Here is a 22595-nt window from a genome sequence, read left to right on the forward strand (position 1 = left end):
ACAAGGATTCATTCTTCCATTTTAGTACCCATATTTCCGCATCCCATTTTTATAAGGATGCATTCTCTCTTTTTGATACCCCATGTTTCCGCATCCCGTTTTTATAAGGATGCATTTTCTTTTTTGCATTAAAAAACGACCCGCTTCTAACACGAGTCGTCCACCGCTTATTTTTCTCCTGCAATGTCACAGCCGTCATCGCCGCATACATCGCCTTCTCCGCCGGAGAGGTCCTGCAGCTTTGAAGCAGCCTGTTCTTCTGCCCACACCTTTGCAAGGGCGCCTGAGAAGGTTTCTGTTCGCTGAGCACCTGAAATCGCATACTTATTGTTGATGATAAAATACGGGACCCCGCTGATGCCGTACTGGCGCGCAGCCGCTTCATCTCCGCGGACTTCACCGCCAAAAGCATCTTTATCGCCCAGGATTTCAAGAACTTTCTCCCGCTCCATACCTGATGCTTCGGCGAGATCTGCGAGCACTCCGTGGTCGGAAATGTCTTTTGAGTCCGTGAAGTAAGCTTGGAGCAGCTTCTCTGATATCATTTTCTCTTTGCCTTCTGAAGCAGCGTACTTTGCCAGGCGGTGGGCGTCAAACGTGTTTGACGGCTTCATATTGTCAAACCGGAAATCAAGACCGGCACTTTTTGCCTGAAGGGCAACATTGGCGCTTGCCTCTTTTGCCTGTTCAACCGTCATCCCGTACTTGGCAGCAAGCTGTTCATGAATCGTCTGCTCCGTTTTCAGCGGAGTATTCGGATCAAGTTCGAATGCTTTAAACTCGACATCCACGTGTTCTTTATGCGGAAAAGACTCAAGTGCCTCTTCCAGCCTTCTTTTCCCTATATAGCAGAATGGGCAGACGTAGTCAGACCAAATCTCAATTTTCATCACAGCACCTCATTTCAAAGATAGTTCTATCGTAGCATAATCATTATAAAAGAGCAGAACTGAAGCATTGACTTTAATCTCCCATTGGATATCTTACCCAAACTGCCCGAAAACATGGTATGGTGAAGAATGAAAGGGGTGCAAAAGATGAATAAAAAAATGCTCCTGCCTTATTTGGCGGCAATCCTGAATGCCTCCATTGTGGGTCTGACCTTCCTGTTTACAAAGCTTGCGCTCGAGGATGCCTCCCCGTCCGATACGCTGTCCTACCGTTTCACCCTTGGTTTTATTGTTCTTATCCTGATCAAGATTATTTTTAAAGTGAAGCTTCCGGCAATCAAAAGCAAAAAAGCCCTTGGCTATTTATTGCTTCTTGCCCTGTTTTACCCAACTATGTTTTTTAGTTTTCAGGCTTTTGGCCTTCTTTATACCACATCTGCTGAAGGCGGTATTCTGATGGCGTTTGCTCCAATTTTGACTGCTCTTCTTGCTGCTTTATTTTTAAAAGAACGAACAAACCTCGTGCAGGTGCTGTTTATTTTCATGTCCATTGCCGGGGTTGTCTCCATTTTTTTTATGAAAGGCGCGAGCATTCAAACGGGCAGCTATCTCGGCTATCTGCTGCTTTTTATAGCCTGTCTTTCCATTGCAGGCTATACGGTGCTGGCAAGGTTTCTTTCAGTCTCTTATTCTCCCCTGCAGCTGAGCTTTATTATGGTTACGTTCGGCTTTGTCTTTTTTAATGCCTATGCCATTATTCAGCATGCCGCAGCGGGTGATTTGATGACTTATACATCCCTATGGACAAATGTTCCGTTCTTGCTCTATACATGCTTTTTAGGGGTTTTTGCTACTCTTTTGACCTCTTTTCTGTCTAACTATATTCTTTCAAAGCTGCCTGCTTCTCAAATGAGTGTATTTGCAAATCTGTCTACTGTTATTTCCATTGCAGCCGGGGCAATTGTGCTGAACGAAACGATTTATCTTTACCATTGGATTGGCGCTTTTCTCATTATTGCAGGAGTAATCGGCACGAATGCCACTAAAAAAACAGGATCAAAAAGCCGCAGCCTTTAATCCTGTTTTTCCGGAAGGGTAACATGAACCACGGTTCCCTGCCCTTCCTCACTTTCAAACTGAATGTCTCCCTGATGCTCTTCCCTGATAATCTTATAGCAGACTGTCAGCCCGAGCCCTGTGCCCTTCTCCTTGGTTGTATAAAAAGGTTCCCCAAGCTTTTCGAGCCGTGCTCTGCTTAAACCGGTTCCATCGTCTGCTATTGAAATTTGAATCCGTCCGTCAGGAAGTCTTTTAACAGATGCGGCGACTGTGCCTCCGTCCGGCATGGATTCGATTGCATTTTTAATCAGATTAATAAACACTTGTTTTAAATGATTTTTGTAGCCTTGTATCCAGAAAGGTTCAGAAGCCGCAAGCTTAAAGCGGATATCCCTTGTTTCCGCACTGCCTGTCATGAGCGTCATGACATCTTCAATCACCGTTTTCATTTCAACAGAACTCATCGTCTGCATTTGCGGCTTTGCAATCAGCAGCAGCTCTCCGACTACTTCGTTGATTCTGTCGATCTCTTCTGACATGACCCTCAAGTGATCCCGCCTCGCACGAAGACTCTCATCCTCCTGAAGAATCTGGACGAACCCTTTAATAGAAGTCAGGGGATTGCGGATTTCATGGGCAATGCTTGCTGCAAGTTCTCCTACAACACTCATCTTTTCTGACTTTAAAATCAGTTCAGCTTCCCGCTTCTTTTGCGTAACATCGTTCCCTATGCAGAGTATGTACGTTTCGCCTTCCAGCCTGACCGGTATTTTCGTGACTTCGATCCATCTTGTGCCTCCGGTCGAATCAATGGCAAGCTCAGGCTCTGCCCATTTTTCGGTTTCCCATGACAGGATGCGAAGCTCCTCATCCCGGATTTTTTTTATTTGATCCGGCTGGTCATTTAAATCGGAATCTTCTTTTCCAATCAAATCACTTACTTCCCTGCCGTAAAGCTCAGACATCGCTTTATTTGCCAAAACAAACTTCAATTGCTGATTTTTCACATAAATATAGCTTGGATTCAAATCCATCACTTTTATTAGAAAGTCTTTCTGATCGTTCAGATTCCGGTTCATCCTCTGAATCCGCCTAGAATGCATGACAAAATACGCCATAAAAATGATCAGCGTCGAGAGAACTGAACCAAAACTTGATAAAAATAAGGGAAGAACATGATAGCCCGCAAGCACCCCATTTATGAAAACGAACAAGATCGACGTGCAGAAAAAGATGCTGAAGAAACGCACGTCTCTGTCAGCAAGCTGCATCGAAACTCTGATCAGCAGGAGAATGGTGAAAAAAACGGCCGCAATGTTCAGGTAATACGTCCAGTTCAATCCTCCGAACACAGGATAGTAGTGGTCAGGGAAAAAATCATCCTGAATCATTCTCATGCCTGAGATTCCATAAGACGTAAGATTAACAGTAAAAACAAGGGTGCTCCAAAGCATAAAAATACGGAACGTTTTTATGTTAACGATCCTGAACCAGTTTTTTTCAGAAACAAAGTTCTCGTCTTTTAAAAGCAGGTACATGTAATAAAAAACCACCGGCAGGATAAAAATGGAGCCAAAGCGCCCTATTTTAAATAACCATTCGGCTGTTCCGGCTGAAAACAAATCCGTTCCGTACAGGACCGCAACATCTATCTGCCAGATAAACAGCATCATTAAAAAGGATACAATCGCCTTTGAGAGAATGGTTTTTTCATTTATATAAATAATCATCCCAAGAAGCATCGGGATGAGGGACACGAGTCCAAGAATTGTGAAATACATACTGGCGTTCACTCCGGTTTAATTGTGTAAGCATCCTCATTATAGACGATAATCTGCCGGTGCGCGCATTCAATTTATTTTAAGAAAACAAAAAGCACCTGCAGCAGGTGCTTTTTCAGTCCCATGTAAACCTTTCCTCTTTCCATGGATCTCCGTACATGTGATACCCGTTCTTCTCCCAAAATCCAGGGTGATTGTGCTCTGTAAACTGAATAGCGCGCAGCCACTTGGCGCTTTTCCAAAAATACAGGTGAGGAAAAACGGCCCTGAACGGATAGCCGTGCTCAGGTGTAAGCGGTTCTCCGTTATGGGAGTGGGCAAGCAGACTCGTTTCTTTCAGGAAGTCTTCAATTGGAAGGTTTGTGGTCCATCCTTCTTCGGCATGGAGGATACAGTATTTCGCGTTCTCAAGCAGGCCACAGGCTTTAACAAGTTCACCCATCCGAATTCCTTTCCAGACATTATCAAGCTTTGACCAGCCCGTTACGCAGTGAATATCGTTTCCCTGTTCTGACTGAGGCAAGCTCTTGAGCTCTTCATATGTAAACTGCTTCGGCTGTTTGACCAGTCCGAAAATCTGAAGATCCCATTTGCTGATGTCCTCATAATACGGTACATTCCCTGCATGCAGGACAGGAAATGTTGTTGTAACATGCTGATTTGGCGGCACTCTGTCCGGGTCGCCTTTCGATCTTGCCTTGCCAAAATACACCGGGAGACCTCCTTTGTTAACCTTTTAAAAATGAAGTTGACATATTTATGCGTTTTCAGTTACTCTTTAATGGAACATACATAGCATCTATGGGGGATGAGAACATGAAAACAAAATTAAAAGCTTATGATCTGGCGCTTGTCGGGATGTTTGCAGCGCTGATGGCAATCGGCGCAAACCTTACTTCCTTTTTGACTGTGGGAACCGTGCCATTATCGATGCAGCCCTTTTTCTGTATTTTAGCAGGTTTGCTCCTCGGCAGCAGGCTTGGCGCATTATCTATGATTGTCTATGCGCTTATCGGCATTGCAGGTGCACCTGTATTTGCCCAGTTCAGCGGCGGCATCGGCGTGATTTTCGGCAGCACAGGCGGATTTATTCTCTCCTATATTGCGGCGGCATATGCAGCGGGGAAAATTGTTGAAGCAAGCAAAAAACCTGGATTGGGTGTATTCTTTTTATCATCGTTTGCAGGCATCGTACTTATTTATCTAATCGGAACAACCTATATGTATGCAGCTCTTAACTACTGGCTTAATGTGGATATGAGCTATGCAGGTGCATGGGCGGTCATGACATGGTTTATGGTCAAAGACGTCATTTTCACGGCAATCGGAGCGCTCATTGCACCAAGAATTTATCATGCTGTTCATAGAGGAGCAAAGACTGGGAGACACCGTGCAGCGTAATGTTTGATTATGAGTCATTGTAAAAAACTTGGAGAACTAATCTCCAGGTTTGATATTGTATAAATCTCTGCTCTCAATGGCTGCAATATGAACGAAAAAAGAACGCCAAGGCGTTCTTTTTCTTTCGTATTCTAGTGTCCGCGCCTTTTCATTTCTTATCTTCCTTATTCTCCTCCAAATACTGAGCCTCTTCAGCCTCCGACAGCACACCGGTCGCTTTTCCGATTGTCCCTCCCTGAAGATTCCACACTGCATTATGGTCCCGGTCCGCTTTTGAGTAATCTCCTTCCAGCCATCTGCTTAAAATGTCAAGATACAGATCGGCATGTCCGAACGCAGATCTGTTGCTTTCAATCTGCTTCATTAAATAGAGAATCCTTTCTTCGGTTATTTCAAAATGGATCCATTTATCTTTTGCCTCAACCTTCTGGTGGGACATTCCGTGCAGGTACTTCTGAATTTGATCTTCTGTTACCGTTTCGCTGCCGACCGGAAACGGATTGCTGCTCAAGTCCACTTTTGCAAGCTTGTCTGCATGTTTATCGATCTTGCTGTCTACCTGTTCAGCACTCTGCACAGGTGTTGGATTCAAATCGGTAAAAACATAAGCCGCCGCTCCTCCGCACACAAGAACAATGAAAAGAACGCCCGCAAAAATCCGCTTCTGCTTCGTCCACTTCATGACAGCACCCCTCTCATTTTTTCTTGTCTAGTTCGATTTCTCTTCTTCTATCTCCTGCTTCAGATTCAATCCTTGCACAACTAGACAAAATTCGATAAAATCTTACAGTATCATAGATTTCATGTATAAAAGATTCCTGTTTTGGAAAATCCTAAATATGAAATCTCATGAAAGAGGTGAACGTCATGACCGTAATTCAAATGAAGCGCTACTTTTTAAGCGAGCTTGAGCGCGAAACATATGAAAACAAACTGGCTGCCGAAAAGCCTGAGCTCGAAGAAGTCATTCTTGAAATGGATGACGAAGAGCTTGTTCAGCGGATAAACAACTTACCTGTAAAATAGCCAAAAGCCTCCTGCAAGAGCAGGAGGCTTTTTCATGTTTATAAAACCATTGCGGCGATCCAGCCGAAAATAATCAGCGGGATATTATAGTGAAGGAAAGTAGGTACGACCGTATCCCAAATATGGTTATGCTCACCGTCGGCATTCAAACCTGATGTTGGTCCAAGCGTACTGTCAGATGCCGGAGAACCTGCATCCCCTAATGCACCGGCGGTTCCAACTAAGGCGATTGTCGCCATTGGGCTGAAACCAAGTTCGAGACATAGCGGGACAAAAATGGTAGCGATAATCGGAACAGTTGAGAACGAAGATCCGATCCCCATAGTTACAAGCAAACCGACGAGAAGCATCAGCAATGCAGCAAGTGCCTGGTTTCCGTTAATGAGATCAGCTGACGTTTTTACAAGAGTTTCAATATGCCCCGTTTCCTGCATAACAGCTGCAAATCCTCCAGCAGAAAGCATGACAAATCCGATAAATGCCATCATTCTCATGCCCGTTGTCAGCAGTTCATCCGCTTCATTCCACTTCATCGAGCCTGTGGCATAAAGGACGATGATTCCGGCAAGCGCACCGAAGATCATTCCCTCTACCTCAAGTTTTTGAGACAGGATCAATTGGACGGATAACGAAACGGCAATTGCAAGCACTGCAAATCCAACGCTTTTTTTCGTGTAAAAGGCCGTTTGCTGTCCGGCAACATTCTTCGTTTGATAGATCCGTTTTTTTCTGTATGTGAAAAAAGCAGCGGCTAAACCAATGACCATACCTGCAGATGGAATCAGCATAGCCTGAGGGATATCTTTCAGACTTACCTCAAGTCCGCCTGATGCCATATTCTTTTGAAGAATATCATGGAAAATGGCGCCGAATCCCACTGGAAGCAGCATATAAGGTGTAATCAGTCCAAAAGCAATGACTACTGCAATTAAGCGGCGGTCTATTTCCAGCTGATTAAGAACCTTAAGCAGCGGCGGAATTAAAACAGGGATAAACGCGATATGAACCGGCACCACGTTTTGTGAAAAGATTGAAATAGTCAGGATTACGAAAAGGATAAGTACTTTAGATAGAGATTTCTTTCTCTCTTCTCCTTCTTTGCCGACCAGTTTAATCGCTCCGTCAACCATTGCATCAGGCAATCCCGTTTTTGAAAGAGCGACAGCAAACGCACCGAGCAAAGCATAGCTCAGGGCAACTGTTGCATTGCTGCCAAGACCGCCCGTAAATGTTTCAATTGTTGCTTTTAAATCAAGACCGCCTGTCAATCCGCCGACAAGAGCTCCAGTCACAAGGGCAAAAACAACATTTACCCGCAGCAGGCTCAAAATCAGCATCACAACGACAGCCAAAATCACTGCATTCATCTATAAAACCTCCGAAATCTTTTGCTTTAGTTTGGTAATGTATTAGAGAAATAAATTCAATAGAGATAAAATAACACATTTTCTTTTTTCATGTCAATGTTAAAATTTTATTATATTAGCAGACTAAAGGATTTAGAGGTGTGGAGGGATTTTGGAAAAAAAAGAGCCGGCAGTATATAACTGCCGGACACTTGAAAATTTTATGCTTCAAACCGTTCAACTAAAGCTGCCAGTGTACGCGCCATAACACCTGTGGCGCCCGCAGGACCAAATTCATCCCCTTTGGATGATGTGGCTGTTCCTGCGATATCCAGGTGAACCCAAGGTGTGCCTTCTGCAAATTCACCTATGAATGTGCCTGCCATAATGGCGTGCCCTTCTCGTCCTGGAGAATTGTTCAAGTCCGCCATTTTGCTTCCGCGCACTTTTTCAATGTCCTTCTTTGTAATCGGCAGTCTCCAGATTGGCTCGCCGCATTCATGCGAAGCCTCAAGAACCTGCTCAAACAGGGCTTCATCGTTTGTCATGGCTCCAGTCGTGTGAGTGCCGAGGGCGATAATTACTCCTCCTGTAAGAGTCGCCACGTCCACTAAATAGTCTGCTCCGTGGTGCTTGGCATACGTGATGCCATCAGCAAGGACCAGCCTGCCTTCTGCATCTGTATTCAGCACCTCGATTGTTTTTCCGCTTAGTGATACGATGACATCATCCGGCTTAAACGCATTGCCGCTGATCATGTTGTCTGTTGATGGAATCACTGCCAGTACATTTTGCTCTGGCTTCAGCTTCCCGATGATTTCCATCGCTCCAAGAACGGCAGCTGCTCCGCCCATATCTGTTTTCATGCCCACAATACCGTCCTTTGGCTTAATCGAGTAGCCTCCGGTATCAAATGTGATGCCCTTGCCGACCAGGCCAATGACATCTTTCCATTCTTCTTTTCCCTGATATTTCAGGACGATCATCTTCGGCGGTTCCTCAGAGCCTTTGTTTACGGCAAGAAGCGCTCCCATTCCAAGCTTCTCCATGTCTTCCTTTTCAAGCACTTCATACTGGAATCCGTATTTCCCCGCAAGATCTACTGAATACTTGGCAAGCTCTGTTGCTGTTAAGATGTTCCCTGGCATGTTGACAAGCGTTCTTGCAGCATTTGTTCCTTCTCCAAAAGCGGAGCCTACTGTCAGACTTGAGCGTATTTCATCTTCGTCTGCCTGTGAAATGACTGTGACCTGATGAATGTTCCGCTCGGGTTCGTTTGAACGCTGTTTATAATCCTGAACTTTATATGTAGACAGCGGCAGCACCTCAGCAAGCGCATGTGCGGCCTCATTCCCGTCGACGTTTTCGTTTGTAAACGTATCAAGCCATACAGCGACAGACTGGATTTTAGCCTCCTGAACCGTTCTGAAAACCTTGGCGAAAGCTTCTCTTGATGCATCAAAATCATATTCTTTTTCCTTGCCGAGTCCGACAAAGTAGATTCGCTTTACTGCCAGTTTTCCAAGTGTATGTACTTTGGTAATGGCTTTCTTTTTCGCTGACAGATCTCCTTCTTTGCTGAGCTCTGAAAGCTGTCCGTCAAGCTTCCGGTCAAGTTCGCCAAGAACGCCCGAAAACGGACCGTTTTTATGGAAAAGACCGATTACGATTGTTTCTTCTTCCCAGGATGCATGTGATTTAATATGAAACATCCAAGCACACCTCCATCATATAGTATGTTTTCATTCCTGCTCTTTCAGGTAAAGAAAAAGAGCAGGCAGTTTTGGGAGCCGTCCCGCTTCTTCAAAAGGCACCGACTGCACGTCAGATGGAATGATCTCAAGCGAACGTTCCATAAAATCATTTATTTCCTCAAGGTCGACGCCCCAGTGAAAAGGACGGTAAGGCTGTATGTAGGAATGCCCTGCTTGCATCATCAGCCGTGCTCCTTTAATATTGCCATATTCGTAATGATAAATAGCGACCGTCATCTGAAGAAGCCCTTTTAAAAAAAGGTTATCTTTTTCAGTCAGCCAGATCCATTCAAGCAGATCATGGCACGTATAATAATCGCCTTCATTAAATGAGATAAAAAACTGATAATATTCCATCGGATAAAGAGTCATGAAGCAGGCACACTCCCCTCTGTCCCCATTGTATCAAAGCACAAAAAGTTTTTATACTATTTGAACAAATGACAAAGGATAAGGGCACGAATACATGGAACTATAAATTAGAGCGATACCAGCATACCATCACGAAAACCGAAAGGATGTAAGACTTCATGGAGACATTTCTTAACTTCCCTTTACTGGCTTCTCTTGCAGCCATCTTTTTTGCACAATTTGTAAAAGTGCCCATCACCTACATAGCCACCCGCAAGATTGACTGGTCGCTTATCACAAGCACAGGCGGAATGCCGAGCTCTCACTCTGCAGCAGTAACGGCCCTTGCAACAGGGGTAGCGCTTGACAACGGCCTTGCTTCCTCCCTTTTCGCTATTTCAGCCGTATTTGCAATCATTACGATGTTTGATGCAACTGGAGTACGAAGGCATGCCGGTGAACAGGCAACCGTCCTCAATAAGCTAGTCACCGACTTTAATACATTTGTAGGCGAAGCCAAAAACTGGCCAAAACAAGAAGAACAAAAAAAGCAGGAAAAATTAAAAGAGCTCCTCGGACATCAGCCGATCGAGGTGTTCTTCGGGGGACTGACAGGCATTCTTCTGACTCTGTTCCTTCATTACCTGATTATCTTATAAAGGAGAGATCGTGTGCGCCTGATTTCAATCTGCCCAAGCAACACAGAACTTGCTGCCTATCTGGGGCTTGCAGATTCCCTTGTAGCCATAGACGACTTTTCAGACTGGCCAGAACGGGTAAATGAACTCCCAAAGCTTGGCCCTGACCTGTCCATAAATATGGACCTTGTTGAACAGCATCAGCCAGATCTGGTTCTTGCATCACTGAGTGTGCCGGGCATGGAAAAAAACATTGAAGAGCTAAAAAAGCGAAACATCCCGCATCTTGTTCTTAATCCGCAGTCATTTAAAGACATTGGTGATGATTTACTTACAGTCGGAAGAGCAGCGGGAACGGAAAAAAGAGCGGAAGAAATTGTTTCCCGGTATCATCAATTCCTGGATGAGTACCGGGAGATTTCAGAGCAGATAAAAGACCGCCCCTCCGTCTATTTTGAGTGGTGGCCCAACCCGATCTTCACACCGGGCAGAGTCAACTGGCTCACAGAAATGTGTGAACTTGCAGGCGGTACGAATCTATTTAAAGATGTCGATTTAGCAAGCGTCCAAACGGACTGGAGCGATGTAGCGGAGAGAGACCCGGATCATATCTGCCTTGCCTGGGTCGGAGTCAAACAAAGCCGGATGAAAATCTCGCATGTATTAAAGAGACAGCATGCAGAGAGCGTTGCAGCTGTAAAAGAGAATCGAATTCATCTTCTCGAAGAACAGCTTTATTGCCGGCCTTCCCCCCGCCTGCTGCACGGACTTGCTAAGCTTGCTGATATTTTGCATCCTGGTGTTTACCCAAAACCGGGAGCACTGGATGATTTGCAATTGCGCATATAACTTTAAGTCCCTGGCCGCGGCCAGGGGTTTTTTAGTGAATTGCTTTGTCCAACCGATTGATAGAAACTTGTCCGTATAGAAAAAGGGGCTGTCTTGTTGGCGTGCCTCCAGGTTTGGATTGGGGGTGTTGGTAAGGCAGATAGAACCTTTAAACGAAGAAGGACAGGTTTGAAAGGTCATAAACACAATAGATACGACCCTTAAGTGTGAAGGAAACTGTCTGAGGGGTTATAAGGGCATATGATATGACCCTTCAGTATGAGAAAACTGTGTGAAGGGTCATAAAGGCACATGATTTAACCCTTTAGCATGAAGGAAACTCTTTCAAGGGTCATAAAGACACATATTTTAACCCTTCAGCATGAAGGAAACACATTGAAGGGTCATAATGACACATTATTTAACTCTTCAGCATGAAGAAAACTCCGTGAAGGGTTATAAGGGCACATGTTTTAACCCTTCAGCATAAAGGAAACTCCGTGAAGGGTCATAATGACACATGATTTAACCCTTCAACATAATAAAAACTCCGTGAAGGGTCATAGAGGCACATGATTTAACCCTTCGGCACAAAAAGAATGGCTGAAGGGTCATAAGAGAACATGGTTCCCAGTCTCTAACTCTTTGTTTTAGGCTTCATGTATTTTTGACGGAACGCCTGCATGGATCTGTTTTCGTTAAGCTCCGTCAGCTGTTTTTCAGTTAACCGTCCGTTTCCTTTTTGGACGATGTATATGTCTAATGTCTTTTTGCCCCAGTGCTCATAGACTTCGTCTACCGTGTCGTAGTAGAGATCAAGCTCATTTCCCTTGATAGCGCCGCCTTTGTCCGCTACGACTCCGAAGCCGTAGTCTGGTATAAAAAGAATGGTGCCGATCGGAAAGACGTTAAGGTCAGCTGCAATTGTAGAATATAAATCTCTTTTCACTTTTACGCCGGAATAAGTGATGCCGTATTCCGGATGTTCGGGATGTTTGCCTGTTGATTCGAACCCTGCGGTGTATCCGGTAGCTGTGACTTCTTTTTTGGGATAGTGCGCCATTTGATCTTCAAGCGATTCTGATGTTTCAACGGCGGCTGAAATCGCAAGTGCCGTTTCTTTGATTTTTAATGACTTGAATGTAAGTCCTGATTTTTTATAGGGGTGATTTTCAACCTTTAATCTACCTTCTGCTAATCCGGTCCAGCCCGTTATATCTGTCGCTTCTGCACCTGAAAAAGCATTGAACGTCGTGCCAAGCGCAAGCAGCAGCATAATAGCCATCAGCAGGCGCCTTATCACTTTTTTCATTTAGTGTTTCACTCCTCTCACTCTCATAATCGTTTCCAATCAGGAAGCGAAATATTCAGAATGAGGAGGAATCCAATTTCTTCTAGTTCCTATATATCAGCGAATAAACATACTAAAAAGACCTGCACGCATCGCACAGATCAGGACTAAAACATTTGATATCCTCTTTTTCGGAGCATGTTAATGACGATTCCGGATACGATGGCTCCGGTGAGACCGCTGGCTAATATCAGGATATCTGCAAGGGCCAATGACGCAAAACGCTGTCCAAGCGAAGATATAGATGAACCGGGAGCTGTGAAGTAGGCCGTGAATTTAACTGAATCTACGATAAAGATGCAGACAATCGGATAAATAATAGCCATGATCCATGACATTCTGAGAAGCATGTTCAGCAAGAAACCGATTCCAAAAAACAAAACAAAAAATAAAAGCATTGAAATAATTAATACAGGCAAAAACAAGTTATCCCCTCCAGTACACCTCTTTTAGTGTACTGAACAAGGGATAACCCGTCAATCTTAAAATCTATGCTGATTTCTTCCCTGTTCCGTTGCAGCAGTCACACGTTTCGGAACCTCCAAGAAGCAGCTGGAAATATCCTTTACCCGAACAATAAGGACACTCTTTCTTTTCGATAACAGATCCATTGATCATCTATATTTCCCTCCCGGTAAAAAAAAGCTCTTTTTAGATATTGAAGATACTATATCAGGTTCTTTGTAAAGGATAAAGGAAGAAAATCTGACGGGATTCCTGATGTAAGCGAATACATCAACTTCTTTCTCTCGTTTTCTTAATTTTTCTTATTATTTTGAAAATTATAAAAATAAACGGTAAGCTGTGTATCCAAACTGATTTCCGGGATTCGCCCCGTCCACTTTGTTCAGCATTTTATCAAACGTTTCATCTGCGAATGATTTAAGCAGCAAAGACGTATCAATATGCTCCCTTAATAGATCGGGGTGCATAAAGGCTGCTTCAAACAGTTCATTTTCCTGGACGGTGATGTCAGAAGAGATGGCCTTTAATCTGAAAATAATCATGTTGTCGCTGATTTTATCATGGATGACACCTGACCTGATCCCAATCACGCCAAGAACGGCCGTTTCTATCCCTGTCTCTTCTAGGATTTCCCTTGAAACAGCTTCATCCACTGTTTCTCCCTCGTTTACAAAGCCTGCAGGAAAAGACCATTTGCCCTTTAAACCTCCATAACGCTTTTTAACGACAAGCCATTCACCATTCTCATTTTCAACAAGGCCTGAAACGGCAATCCAGACATTTCCCCGTTTGGTTGACATGTAAAAACTCCCCTTCCTTTTGAAAATTCTTTATGTAAAAATCAATTTTTCGCGCATAAAAAAAGACAAAAGCATATAGCTCTTGTCTTTAGTTTAATCGATTACTTAGAAAAACTTAAATTTTCCTTTTTTCACTACAAGACCTGCTCCGCCAACCATTAGAAGAGCACGGTTATCAATCATTTTCTTCATGAATGAAGCTTTTGTACCCATTACTTTTTTGCCGAATACCATGCCTACTGCATCGTCTTCGCCAAGAGAAGCTACTGTACCTTTGATATCAGGCTTGAATTCTTCCATCTCGCCCTGGTCGCGGACAGCAACTGAAATGTTCTTAGCCGCTGTGATACCTTGCTGCATAGCGATTTGAGCTGTCGGAGGGTATGGACGGTTGATTTCTTCGTTGATCACAAGAGAGCAGTCCCCGATGATATAGACATCATCATGGCCTGGAGCTCTAAGGTAAGAGTCAACTTTTACGCGGCCGCGCATGTTTTCGAATCCAGCTTCTTCTACGATGCTGTTTCCGCGTACGCCTGCTGCCCAAACAACTGTGTCAGCTTTGATTTCTTCCATTACATCGTCTTTTGCAACGATAATGCCGTCTTCAACACATTCTTTAATCGCAGTGCCGATTTTAAATTCAACACCTTTGCGCTCAAGATGGTTTACAGCATACTCGACAAGCTCTGGATCAAATCCAGGAAGAGCTGTTGGAGCAGCCTCTACGCAGATGATGCGCACTTTCTTATGATCAACATCGTACTCGCGGCAAAGCTCAGGAACACGGTTTGCAAGCTCTCCAAGGAACTCGATGCCAGTGAAGCCTGCTCCGCCGACAACAATCGCAAGACGCTGGTCGCGTTTTACTTCTTCTGTGTTGTAAGTAGCAAATTGATATTCGATGTGCTCGCGCAATTGACGTGCAGCATTAATATTTGTGATGCCGAATGCATATTCTTTAAGACCTTTGATTCCAAATGTTTCAGGGTGTGAACCAAGAGAAATAACAAGATAGTCATACTCAAGCTCACCATTTGAAAGGACAATTTTCTTCTCATCTTTGTTGATCGATACTACTGTATCTTTCACAAATTTCACGCGGCTGTTATCGATGACATCTTTCACTTGGTATCTTGCTTTGTCATGATGCAGCGTACCAGCTGATGCCTCGTGAAGCCATGTTGTTTCATAATGATAATCGTTTTTGTTCACCAGTGTAAGATCTGCTTCATTTACACCGATCATTTTTTGAAGACGCGTAACTGCCATTAATCCGCCGTAACCTGCACCTAGTACTACTATTTTGGGCTTTCTCAACCGAATCACATCCACCTTTTTTGATTTTTTTGCTGTGAAGGATAGAATAATGTCTATATTCCTTATCTTCCTCCGCTTTACAGCTTTTTATTTTGTTTTCCGCAAAAAAGTTTGTGAAAATGTTCACTTAACTTTTCAGAAAGAAGCAAATAATTAAATATGATAGAAATAATGCCTATATTCCATAATAGCACCTGTACTGATTTTTTCAAGACCAAATTAAAGGATTAAAAACGTTAAGAATTTTACAAAAATAAAAACATTCTCTATAATAATCATAATCAATCTGTGAATGACTCTTTCGCTCATCCGGCTGCAGGCTAAAATGACGAACGAGTGACAATATGTTAACATTAAGAATCATTATCAATTACAAATGGGGGTTATCTTTGTGAAGGAAGACACAAAAGTATACGACATCACGATTATCGGAGGCGGACCGGTAGGATTGTTCACTGCATTCTACGGCGGCATGCGCCAGGCATCAGTTAAAATTATTGAGAGCTTACCGCAGCTTGGAGGACAGCTTTCTGCCCTTTATCCTGAAAAATACATATATGATGTAGCGGGATTCCCAAAAGTCCGCGCTCAGGAACTTGTCAACAATCTAAAAGAACAAATGGCTCAATTTGAACCAACGATTTGTCTTGAACAGGCAGTTGCCGATGTTGAAAAACAGGCAGACGGTGTTTTCAAACTGACAACCGATCAAGAAGTTCATTATTCTAAAACCATCATCATCACTGCCGGAAACGGTGCTTTTCAGCCGCGTAAAATCGAGCTTGAAGAAGCGGCTTCTTTTGAAAAATCAAACCTTCACTATTTCATCGATGACCTGAATCAGTTTGCAGGACAGCGCGTACTCGTATGCGGAGGCGGAGACTCAGCAGTCGACTGGTCACTGATGCTTGAACCGATTGCAGAAAAAGTGACCCTTGTCCACAGACGAGATAAATTCCGCGCCCACGAGCACAGTGTAGAAAATCTAAACAACTCGAAAGTGCAAATCCTGACTCCTTTCATCCCAACTGAACTGACAGGAACAGACAAGATTGAACAGGTTGTTTTAGAAGAAGTAAAAGGAGACCGCAAAGAAGTATTGGACGTTGATGCTGTCATCGTAAACTTCGGATTTGTTTCCTCTCTTGGACCAATTAAAAACTGGGGACTTGAAATCGAAAAGAACTCCATCCTCGTAAACAGCAAAATGGAGACAAATGTTGAAGGCATTTATGCTGCAGGAGATATCTGCACATACGAAGGAAAAGTCAAGCTGATTGCAAGCGGATTTGGAGAAGCTCCAACTGCCGTCAACAATGCAAAAGCCTACATGGATCCAAAAGCAAGAGTGCAGCCGCTTCACAGCACAAGCTTGTTTGAAAAATAAGTGAAACAATGAAGAATGCAGAGAAATTGTTTATGTCTCTGCATTCTTTTTTATTTGCGATAATTTTTTTGATTTCATCCAGAAAAAACGATCAATTCTGCTGCCTGGAAAGTTCGTTTTTCTGCTAATCCTTCTTTTCACTTCCAAGATTGCCCTTTTTACAACCAACTTTTCCCGCTTTACTGTCAACTCTTTCTGAATTACTGCCAACTCTTCCTTTTTAACAACCAACCACTTCATTTTTCTCTATATAAATCACTGCCAGTATTGGCTGTAGGGGTTATAAAAATACGGCTGCGGCTGCTGATAACGCTGGCCGTCAAACTGCATCATGCCCTGATCTGATCCGGGCATCTGGCCAAACGGACTTCCCTGGCCTCCCTGCATGCCTCCGCCCTGGCCCATTCCAGGCATTTGGCCGAACGGACTCTGCTGACCTCCCTGCATGCCACCGCCCTGACCCATTCCAGGCATCTGACCAGGCGATCCACCTTGACCTCCCTGCATGCCTCCGCCCTGACCCATTCCAGGCATCTGACCAGGCGATCCACCTTGACCGCCTTGTGAGCCACCGTTCTGACCCATTCCAGGCATCTCGCCAAATGGGCTCTGTCCGCCTCCGGAACCGCCATTTTGGCCTCCTGTTCCGCCGTTCTGGCCGCCTTGGCCGCCTGAACCGCCGTTTTGACCGCCACCAGAACCGCCGTTTTGACCTTCCGATCCGCCGTTTTGACCGCCAGATCCTTCTTGCCCGCCGTTCTGGCCGCCTTCTGAAGAGCCTTGCTGCTGCTCCTGCTCTTCCTGGCCGCCTCCATTTTGCCCTTCGCCTTCAGCTTTCGGAGGTTTCTCCATCACTTTAAACGATTTTATATCACTAACGTTTACTCTGCTTGTCGTTAAAGCAGGAAAAGACAGGATATATGCATCTCCCGACTCTTTGTCTAAGTAAAATATAAAGGCCTCTTTTTCAGCATCATTTGAAAATGTGAACTTGCCCCATTTATACAGACCTTCATTTAATTCGTCTGTCGAATTCAGACGGTAAGAATAATAGCCGTGATACGGCGTATATGGATGATAATACATACTTTGCTCTGCCCCCTTATCGTTTTCACACCCATACTATATGCCGGGTTTTTGTCCAGTGTCAGAGAAAAGAAACAGGGGTTATTATGTAAAACAAGCAAAAAAAAGACATTCCCCTGTCGTTACAGGGAAATGTCCTTTTATCAGCACTCCTCAGGAGTACCAGTATTCGTTGCAGTTCTGAAAGAAGAACCGCAGCCGCATGAAGCAATGGCATTCGGATTGTCGATTGTAAAGCCGCCGCCCATCAGCGACTCTTTAAAATCGATAATCGTGCCTTTCAGGATTGCCGTGCTCTCCTTGTCTACGACAACTTTGATGCCGTGAAGCTCAAATTGCGTGTCATCTTCGCCCGGCTCCTGTTCAAAGCCCATTCCGTAAGAAAGGCCGCTGCATCCGCCGCCTTTAACGCCTACGCGCAGATAAGCCTGCTCCTCACCGTTTTCTTTCATCATGTCTTTTATTTGAAAAGCTGCTGCTTCCGTAATTGTTACTAAATCACTCATCTTTATTCCTCCTTTGCCGATTATCCAAAGGCTATGCTACCAGTATACCGAATCCGAAAGGAAGTCTCAAATGATTCAGCCTGTCAGCTGTTATAGTAATAAACTCCTGTGCAGATCACTTCAGCGGGCCCTGTCATAAAAACATTTCCTTCTTCAGACCAATTAATAAGCAAATCTCCGCCTGCTAAATGAACCGTCGTATCTTCTCCTCTTTTTGTGAAGCCATTTAAAACAGAAGAAACAACGGCGGCACATGCCCCTGTTCCGCAGGCCATCGTTACACCTGAACCGCGCTCCCACACTCTGAAATGAAGCTCGTTTTCAGATACGACTTCAACAAACTCGACATTCACACTTTCTGGGAATAAAGGATCTTTTTCAACAACCGGACCAAGGGTCAAAACAGGTGCCGTTTCAATGTCATCGACATAGAACACAAGATGGGGATTCCCCATTGAAACGGCAGTGCCCATGTACTGTTTCCCGCCAAATTCAAGAGGTGTGTTTACCGCTTTTTCCTCCGGATTGCCCTGCATCGGAATCTCGCTGCGGGTAAGCAGAGGTTCTCCCATGTCGATTGTCACTTTGCTGATAACTGAACCTTCGCCTTCAAGTTTCGCATAGACAAGGCCTGAGAGGGTTTCAATTGAAAACTCTCTTTCTTCTGTCAGTTTATTCTCGTACGCGTATTTCGCCACGCAGCGAAGTCCGTTTCCGCAGTTTTTTCCTTCAGAGCCGTCACTGTTGAAAATTCTCATCTTTACGGCTGCTTTATCTGAAGGGCAGATCAGGATCATGCCGTCAGATCCTATACCTGTATACACATTCGATACCTTTACGGCAATCTCGGCTAAACGTGATTCTTCCATCTTTTCCTCGAACATATTTACATATATATAGTTATTTCCAAGTGCATGCATTTTGGTGAAGGTAAATTGGTTCATAAGAGTCTCCCGTTTTTTTTCTTTTTATAAGTATAAAATGCTGGAAACCGGAGCACAATAGAAATATCCCCCGTTTGTTATAGATAATAAAAGCTCCCTGCTTCATGCAGGGAGCTTTTATTCGTTACAGCCGTCTTAAAACATAAACATTCCTGCAATGGCAGCACTCAGAAGGTTTGCAAGAGTACCTGCAGCAATCGCTTTGAATCCGAGTCTTGCGATATCCTGACGTCGGTTAGGCGCCATGCCCCCAAGCCCGCCGAGCAAAATCGCAATGGATGACAGGTTTGCAAAGCCGCAAAGGGCAAAGCTGACGATCGCAATGGTTTTATCGGACAGATCTTCAAGCTGAGGAGCAAAATTACTGTAAGCAACAAACTCGTTTAATACTAGCTTTTGCCCAATAAAACTTCCCGCTTTTACAGCTTCCTCCCACGGAACACCAATCACGAATGCAAGCGGTGCAAATACAAATCCGAGGATATATTCAAGCGTAAGATTTGAAGCTCCGAAAAGCCCGCCGATAAATCCGAGAATTCCGTTTAATAGAGCGATTAAAGCAATAAACGCAAGAAGCATCGCTCCAACATTCAATGCAAGCTGAAGTCCGGTAGATGCCCCCTTGGCTGCTGCATCAATGACATTCGCTGCATCTTCATCGCTTTCCATTTTCACATCGTCCATTGTCACCGGTTTTTCCGTTTCAGGAATCAGCATTTTAGCCATGATCAATCCGGCCGGCGCTGCCATAAAACTCGCAGCAAGCAAGTATTCAAGCGGAACTCCAAGAGCCGCATATCCAAATAATACAGAACCTGCAACAGATGCAAGGCCGCCTGTCATAACCGCAAACAGCTCTGATCTCGTCATTTTGGCTATGTATGGTTTTACAACTAGAGGCGCTTCTGTCTGGCCGACAAAAATGTTCGCCGCCGCTGAAAGAGATTCTGCTTTGCTCGTTCCGAGAAGCTTCGACAATCCGCCTCCCAAAATTCGAATGATCCACTGCATCACGCCTATATGGTACAGGACCGAGATAAGCGATGAAAAGAAGATAATAATTGTAAGGACGTTAAAGGCAAAAATAAAACCTGTCGGCTGAGAGGGATCTCCTAAAGATCCAAACAAAAAGCCAATACCTTCACTTGCGTATCCCACAAGATTCTGAACAGCTTCCGTCAGCGCTTTAAATGCCCGTGTTCCGGGCTCCCATTTCAAAACTAAAAATGCAAATAAAAGCTGAATGGCAAGGCCGCCGAGAATGGTGCGGATTTTTATTTTCTTTTTCCCTTCAGAAAGGAGAAAAGCAATCGCAAACAGGACGGCAACCCCCATTATTCCCCATAAAAAATTCGTCATTTCTTCACCTCAGGCAATAGTTTTTGATGAGTCTAAAATAACAGCCGATTGCAGCCGTGTCCATATATTTTTGACAAAACACGATATTTTCCGACAAATTCACTAGCTGCTACATTTTATAGTGCTACTGATCAAATATCATTATGCAAGAAAGGATATTTTAAAAAGAGTCATCAGTTGTATTACTCCGTTTGATGGTTCCGAACCCTGCGATAAGTGCCACCAAAAATGTTATTCCTCCGTTTGATGGTTCCGAACCCTGCGATAAGTGCCACCAAAAATGTTATTCCTCTGTTTGATGGTTCCGAACTGAGGGATAAGTGCCACCAAAAAGGATATTCCTCCGTTTGATGGTTCCGAACCCAGAGATAAGTGCCTTCAAAAATGAAATTCCCACACTTGATGGTTCCGAACTCAGAGATAAGTGCCACCAAAAAGGATATTCCTCCGTTTGATGGATCCGAACTCAGAGATAAGTGCCATCAAAAAGGATATTCCTCCATTTGATGGTTCCGAACTCAGAGATAAGTGCCACCAAAAAGGATATTCCTCCGTTTGATGGTTCCGAACCCTGCGATAAGTGCCTTCAAACATAAAAAAACACGCACCCGAGTACGTGTTCCTGCCTAACAAAAGGCATCTATTAAAACATAGGATTCTCTTCAAGGTAATCATAAACGTTCTTGACCAGCTCGTCTGGTGTCTCGCCGGCTACGATCTCTCCGTTGACAAGGGCATAGAGTGACGAATAGCATTTGCCGCAGTACCCCAAACATCCGTATTCAATAATATCCAGATTCGGATCCTTTTCGAGCTGTTCTAAAGCAGCCTGAGAGCCGTTCGCCAGATTGCTTATGCAAAATTCAATTATTGGTTTCAACCTTATCACCTCACACCTGCAATCAATGCTACCTCTTTTTATGCCCCATCGTCAATATTTAACGTTTTGTGATATACTTTTCAGTAAATAACAACACATATTTACAAAAGTGATTTACTATTGACGGTCTTTGCAGATTATTAGATGACTTTTTCATAACATATTGTGGTTTATCTGCAAATTCGTTATACTTTTATATGGCATATTGCAAAGGTTTTCTTATGAATCATCCATAAAATAGATTAGAATATACTCGCTTAATGAGGAGAAAAAGGGGAATCTGCAATGAAGAACTTAGTTATTCTTGGCGGCGGATACGGCGGAATGCGCATCCTGCACAGGCTGCTTCCTGGACAGCTGCCTGATGATGTGCAAATAACACTCATAGATAAAAATCCCTATCACTGCTTAAAAACGGAATATTACGCGCTTGCTGCGGGAACGATTTCAGACCACCACATCCGCGTCGATTTTCCTGAGCATGAGCGTCTGAACACAGCCTACGGGGAGATTACTTCTATTGACCTTCAGGAAAAAAAGGTTTATTTGGCCAATCAGGAACCGATTTCATACGATGATCTGATTATCGGCCTTGGCTGTGAGGACAAGTATCACAATGTTCCGGGAGCAAAGGAATACACACACAGCATCCAGACCATTGACCAGTCACGAGAAACGTATCAGCTGCTTAACAACCTGAGCGGCGGAGCATCTGTTGCAATCGTTGGCGCAGGCCTAAGCGGAGTTGAGCTTGCCAGTGAGCTCAGAGAAAGCCGCAAAGATCTGAAAATCACATTATATGACCGCGGCAAGAATATTCTCTCAAGCTTCCCTGAACGGTTGAGCAAATATGTACAAGGCTGGTTTGAAGACCATGGCGTGACAATCGTGAACAGCGCGAATGTGACAAAAGTAGAGCAAAACGTTCTCTACAATCATGATGAGCCGCTTACATATGATGCCATCGTATGGACAGCCGGCATTCAGCCAAACAAAGTAGTCAGAGACCTTCCGGTTGAAAAAGATCCGCAGGGAAGGGTCATCCTGACGAAGCAGCATTTTCTTCCTGATTATGAGGATGCTTTCGTTGTCGGCGACTGCGCGAGTCTCCCTCATGCTCCAAGTGCCCAGCTTGCTGAAGCACAGGCCGAGCAAATTGTTCAGGTACTGCTGAAAAAATGGAATGGGGAAGAACTTCCGCAAAACTTCCCTGCCTTCAAATTAAAAGGCGTGCTCGGATCACTTGGAAAAAAACATGGCTTTGGCCTTGTAAATGACCGTCCGCTGATTGGACGTGTCCCTAGACTTTTGAAATCCGGGATTCTTTGGATGTACAAGTATCATAACGGGTAAAGGACAGGATGCATCTCCTGACTGTGCTCACATAATAAAAACGCAAGGCTGTCTGCAGCCTTGCGTTTTC

24 protein-coding genes are annotated in these 22595 nt (G+C 44.2%); 7 read left to right on the plus strand and 17 right to left on the minus strand.

Annotated features, from left to right (window positions below; genetic code table 11):
* Positions 1-167: 167 nt before the first annotated feature.
* Entirely contained in the window at positions 168-890 is a 723-nt protein-coding gene (locus AZ46_RS15185; protein ID WP_029284108.1) for a DsbA family oxidoreductase, read from the minus strand.
* A gap of 147 nt (positions 891-1037) precedes the next feature.
* Here AZ46_RS15185 and AZ46_RS15190 point away from each other — a divergent pair, with 147 nt between their 5' ends.
* On the plus strand, positions 1038-1967 hold the full coding sequence (locus AZ46_RS15190) for a DMT family transporter (protein WP_029284111.1): 930 nt from the start codon (positions 1038-1040) through the stop codon (positions 1965-1967).
* Here AZ46_RS15190 and AZ46_RS21035 read toward each other — a convergent pair.
* Together AZ46_RS21035 and AZ46_RS15200 are read right to left on the minus strand one after the other, a co-directional pair.
* Entirely contained in the window at positions 1964-3730 is a 1767-nt protein-coding gene (locus tag AZ46_RS21035) for an ATP-binding protein (RefSeq protein WP_029284113.1), read from the minus strand. The genes AZ46_RS15190 and AZ46_RS21035 overlap by 4 nt on opposite strands.
* Before the next feature lie 115 nt (positions 3731-3845).
* Entirely contained in the window at positions 3846-4442 is a 597-nt protein-coding gene (locus tag AZ46_RS15200; RefSeq protein WP_029284115.1) for a sulfite oxidase-like oxidoreductase, read from the minus strand.
* 104 nt (positions 4443-4546) lie between these two features.
* Here AZ46_RS15200 and AZ46_RS15205 point away from each other — a divergent pair, with 104 nt between their 5' ends.
* Positions 4547-5131: a biotin transporter BioY gene (locus tag AZ46_RS15205; RefSeq protein ID WP_029284116.1), complete on the plus strand. Its 585-nt coding sequence runs from the start codon at positions 4547-4549 to the stop codon at positions 5129-5131.
* A gap of 148 nt (positions 5132-5279) precedes the next feature.
* Here the strand turns inward: AZ46_RS15205 and AZ46_RS15210 are convergent, their stop codons facing one another.
* A complete protein-coding gene (locus tag AZ46_RS15210; protein ID WP_029284118.1) occupies positions 5280-5813 on the minus strand; it encodes a DUF6241 domain-containing protein in 534 nt (177 codons plus the stop codon).
* A gap of 185 nt (positions 5814-5998) precedes the next feature.
* Between AZ46_RS15210 and AZ46_RS21985 the strand changes: the two genes are divergently transcribed.
* A complete protein-coding gene (locus tag AZ46_RS21985; protein WP_158001665.1) occupies positions 5999-6157 on the plus strand; it encodes a hypothetical protein in 159 nt (52 codons plus the stop codon).
* A gap of 38 nt (positions 6158-6195) precedes the next feature.
* Here the strand turns inward: AZ46_RS21985 and AZ46_RS15215 are convergent, their stop codons facing one another.
* The 3 genes from AZ46_RS15215 to AZ46_RS15225 all read right to left on the minus strand — a co-directional run bounded on the left by AZ46_RS15215 (position 6196) and on the right by AZ46_RS15225 (position 9629).
* A complete protein-coding gene (locus AZ46_RS15215) occupies positions 6196-7524 on the minus strand; it encodes a Na+/H+ antiporter family protein (RefSeq protein ID WP_029284120.1) in 1329 nt (442 codons plus the stop codon).
* A gap of 200 nt (positions 7525-7724) precedes the next feature.
* Entirely contained in the window at positions 7725-9215 is a 1491-nt protein-coding gene (locus AZ46_RS15220) for a leucyl aminopeptidase (protein WP_029284122.1), read from the minus strand.
* 30 nt (positions 9216-9245) lie between these two features.
* Entirely contained in the window at positions 9246-9629 is a 384-nt protein-coding gene (locus tag AZ46_RS15225) for a DUF309 domain-containing protein (protein WP_029284124.1), read from the minus strand.
* A 158-nt stretch (positions 9630-9787) separates the two neighbouring features.
* Between AZ46_RS15225 and AZ46_RS15230 the strand changes: the two genes are divergently transcribed.
* Both AZ46_RS15230 and AZ46_RS15235 read left to right on the plus strand, forming a co-directional pair.
* On the plus strand, positions 9788-10267 hold the full coding sequence (locus tag AZ46_RS15230; RefSeq protein ID WP_029284126.1) for a divergent PAP2 family protein: 480 nt from the start codon (positions 9788-9790) through the stop codon (positions 10265-10267).
* Between the two features lie 12 nt (positions 10268-10279).
* Complete coding sequence (locus AZ46_RS15235) at positions 10280-11095, plus strand: cobalamin-binding protein (protein ID WP_035319418.1); 816 nt, start codon at positions 10280-10282, stop codon at positions 11093-11095.
* 616 nt (positions 11096-11711) lie between these two features.
* On the opposite strand, the gene AZ46_RS15240 is transcribed toward AZ46_RS15235, so the two are convergent.
* The 5 genes from AZ46_RS15240 to AZ46_RS15255 form a co-directional block, all read right to left on the minus strand.
* Positions 11712-12386 carry a 3D domain-containing protein gene (locus AZ46_RS15240; protein ID WP_029284130.1) on the minus strand — a complete coding sequence of 225 codons (675 nt, stop codon included), beginning with the start codon at positions 12384-12386 and terminating at the stop codon, positions 11712-11714.
* Between the two features lie 146 nt (positions 12387-12532).
* Positions 12533-12823 (minus strand): YuiB family protein, encoded by a 291-nt coding sequence (locus AZ46_RS15245; protein ID WP_029284132.1) that lies wholly within the window; start codon positions 12821-12823, stop codon positions 12533-12535.
* 91 nt (positions 12824-12914) lie between these two features.
* Positions 12915-13043 (minus strand): YuiA family protein, encoded by a 129-nt coding sequence (locus AZ46_RS21990; RefSeq protein ID WP_158001666.1) that lies wholly within the window; start codon positions 13041-13043, stop codon positions 12915-12917.
* A gap of 164 nt (positions 13044-13207) precedes the next feature.
* Positions 13208-13690: an NUDIX hydrolase gene (locus tag AZ46_RS15250; protein ID WP_029284134.1), complete on the minus strand. Its 483-nt coding sequence runs from the start codon at positions 13688-13690 to the stop codon at positions 13208-13210.
* A 105-nt stretch (positions 13691-13795) separates the two neighbouring features.
* Positions 13796-15019 (minus strand): NAD(P)/FAD-dependent oxidoreductase, encoded by a 1224-nt coding sequence (locus AZ46_RS15255; protein ID WP_029284136.1) that lies wholly within the window; start codon positions 15017-15019, stop codon positions 13796-13798.
* Between the two features lie 382 nt (positions 15020-15401).
* Here AZ46_RS15255 and yumC point away from each other — a divergent pair, with 382 nt between their 5' ends.
* Entirely contained in the window at positions 15402-16397 is a 996-nt protein-coding gene (gene yumC / locus AZ46_RS15260; protein WP_029284138.1) for a ferredoxin--NADP reductase 2, read from the plus strand.
* A 255-nt stretch (positions 16398-16652) separates the two neighbouring features.
* Here the strand turns inward: yumC and AZ46_RS21040 are convergent, their stop codons facing one another.
* The 5 genes from AZ46_RS21040 to AZ46_RS15295 all read right to left on the minus strand — a co-directional run bounded on the left by AZ46_RS21040 (position 16653) and on the right by AZ46_RS15295 (position 21172).
* Entirely contained in the window at positions 16653-17483 is an 831-nt protein-coding gene (locus AZ46_RS21040) for a hypothetical protein (RefSeq protein WP_051865588.1), read from the minus strand.
* 143 nt (positions 17484-17626) lie between these two features.
* Positions 17627-17989, minus strand: a complete 363-nt coding sequence (locus AZ46_RS15275) for a HesB/IscA family protein (protein WP_029284144.1) — start codon at positions 17987-17989, stop codon at positions 17627-17629.
* A gap of 83 nt (positions 17990-18072) precedes the next feature.
* Positions 18073-18933 (minus strand): diaminopimelate epimerase, encoded by an 861-nt coding sequence (gene dapF / locus AZ46_RS15280; RefSeq protein ID WP_029284146.1) that lies wholly within the window; start codon positions 18931-18933, stop codon positions 18073-18075.
* Between the two features lie 135 nt (positions 18934-19068).
* Positions 19069-20292 (minus strand): NupC/NupG family nucleoside CNT transporter, encoded by a 1224-nt coding sequence (locus tag AZ46_RS15285; RefSeq protein WP_029284148.1) that lies wholly within the window; start codon positions 20290-20292, stop codon positions 19069-19071.
* A 643-nt stretch (positions 20293-20935) separates the two neighbouring features.
* Entirely contained in the window at positions 20936-21172 is a 237-nt protein-coding gene (locus AZ46_RS15295) for a YuzB family protein (protein ID WP_029284153.1), read from the minus strand.
* 285 nt (positions 21173-21457) lie between these two features.
* Between AZ46_RS15295 and AZ46_RS15300 the strand changes: the two genes are divergently transcribed.
* Entirely contained in the window at positions 21458-22525 is a 1068-nt protein-coding gene (locus AZ46_RS15300; protein WP_029284155.1) for an NAD(P)/FAD-dependent oxidoreductase, read from the plus strand.
* The last annotated feature ends 70 nt before the right edge of the window (positions 22526-22595 follow it).

This window comes from Metabacillus indicus LMG 22858 (genome assembly GCF_000708755.2).
Lineage (GTDB): Bacteria > Bacillota > Bacilli > Bacillales > Bacillaceae > Bacillus_P > Bacillus_P indicus.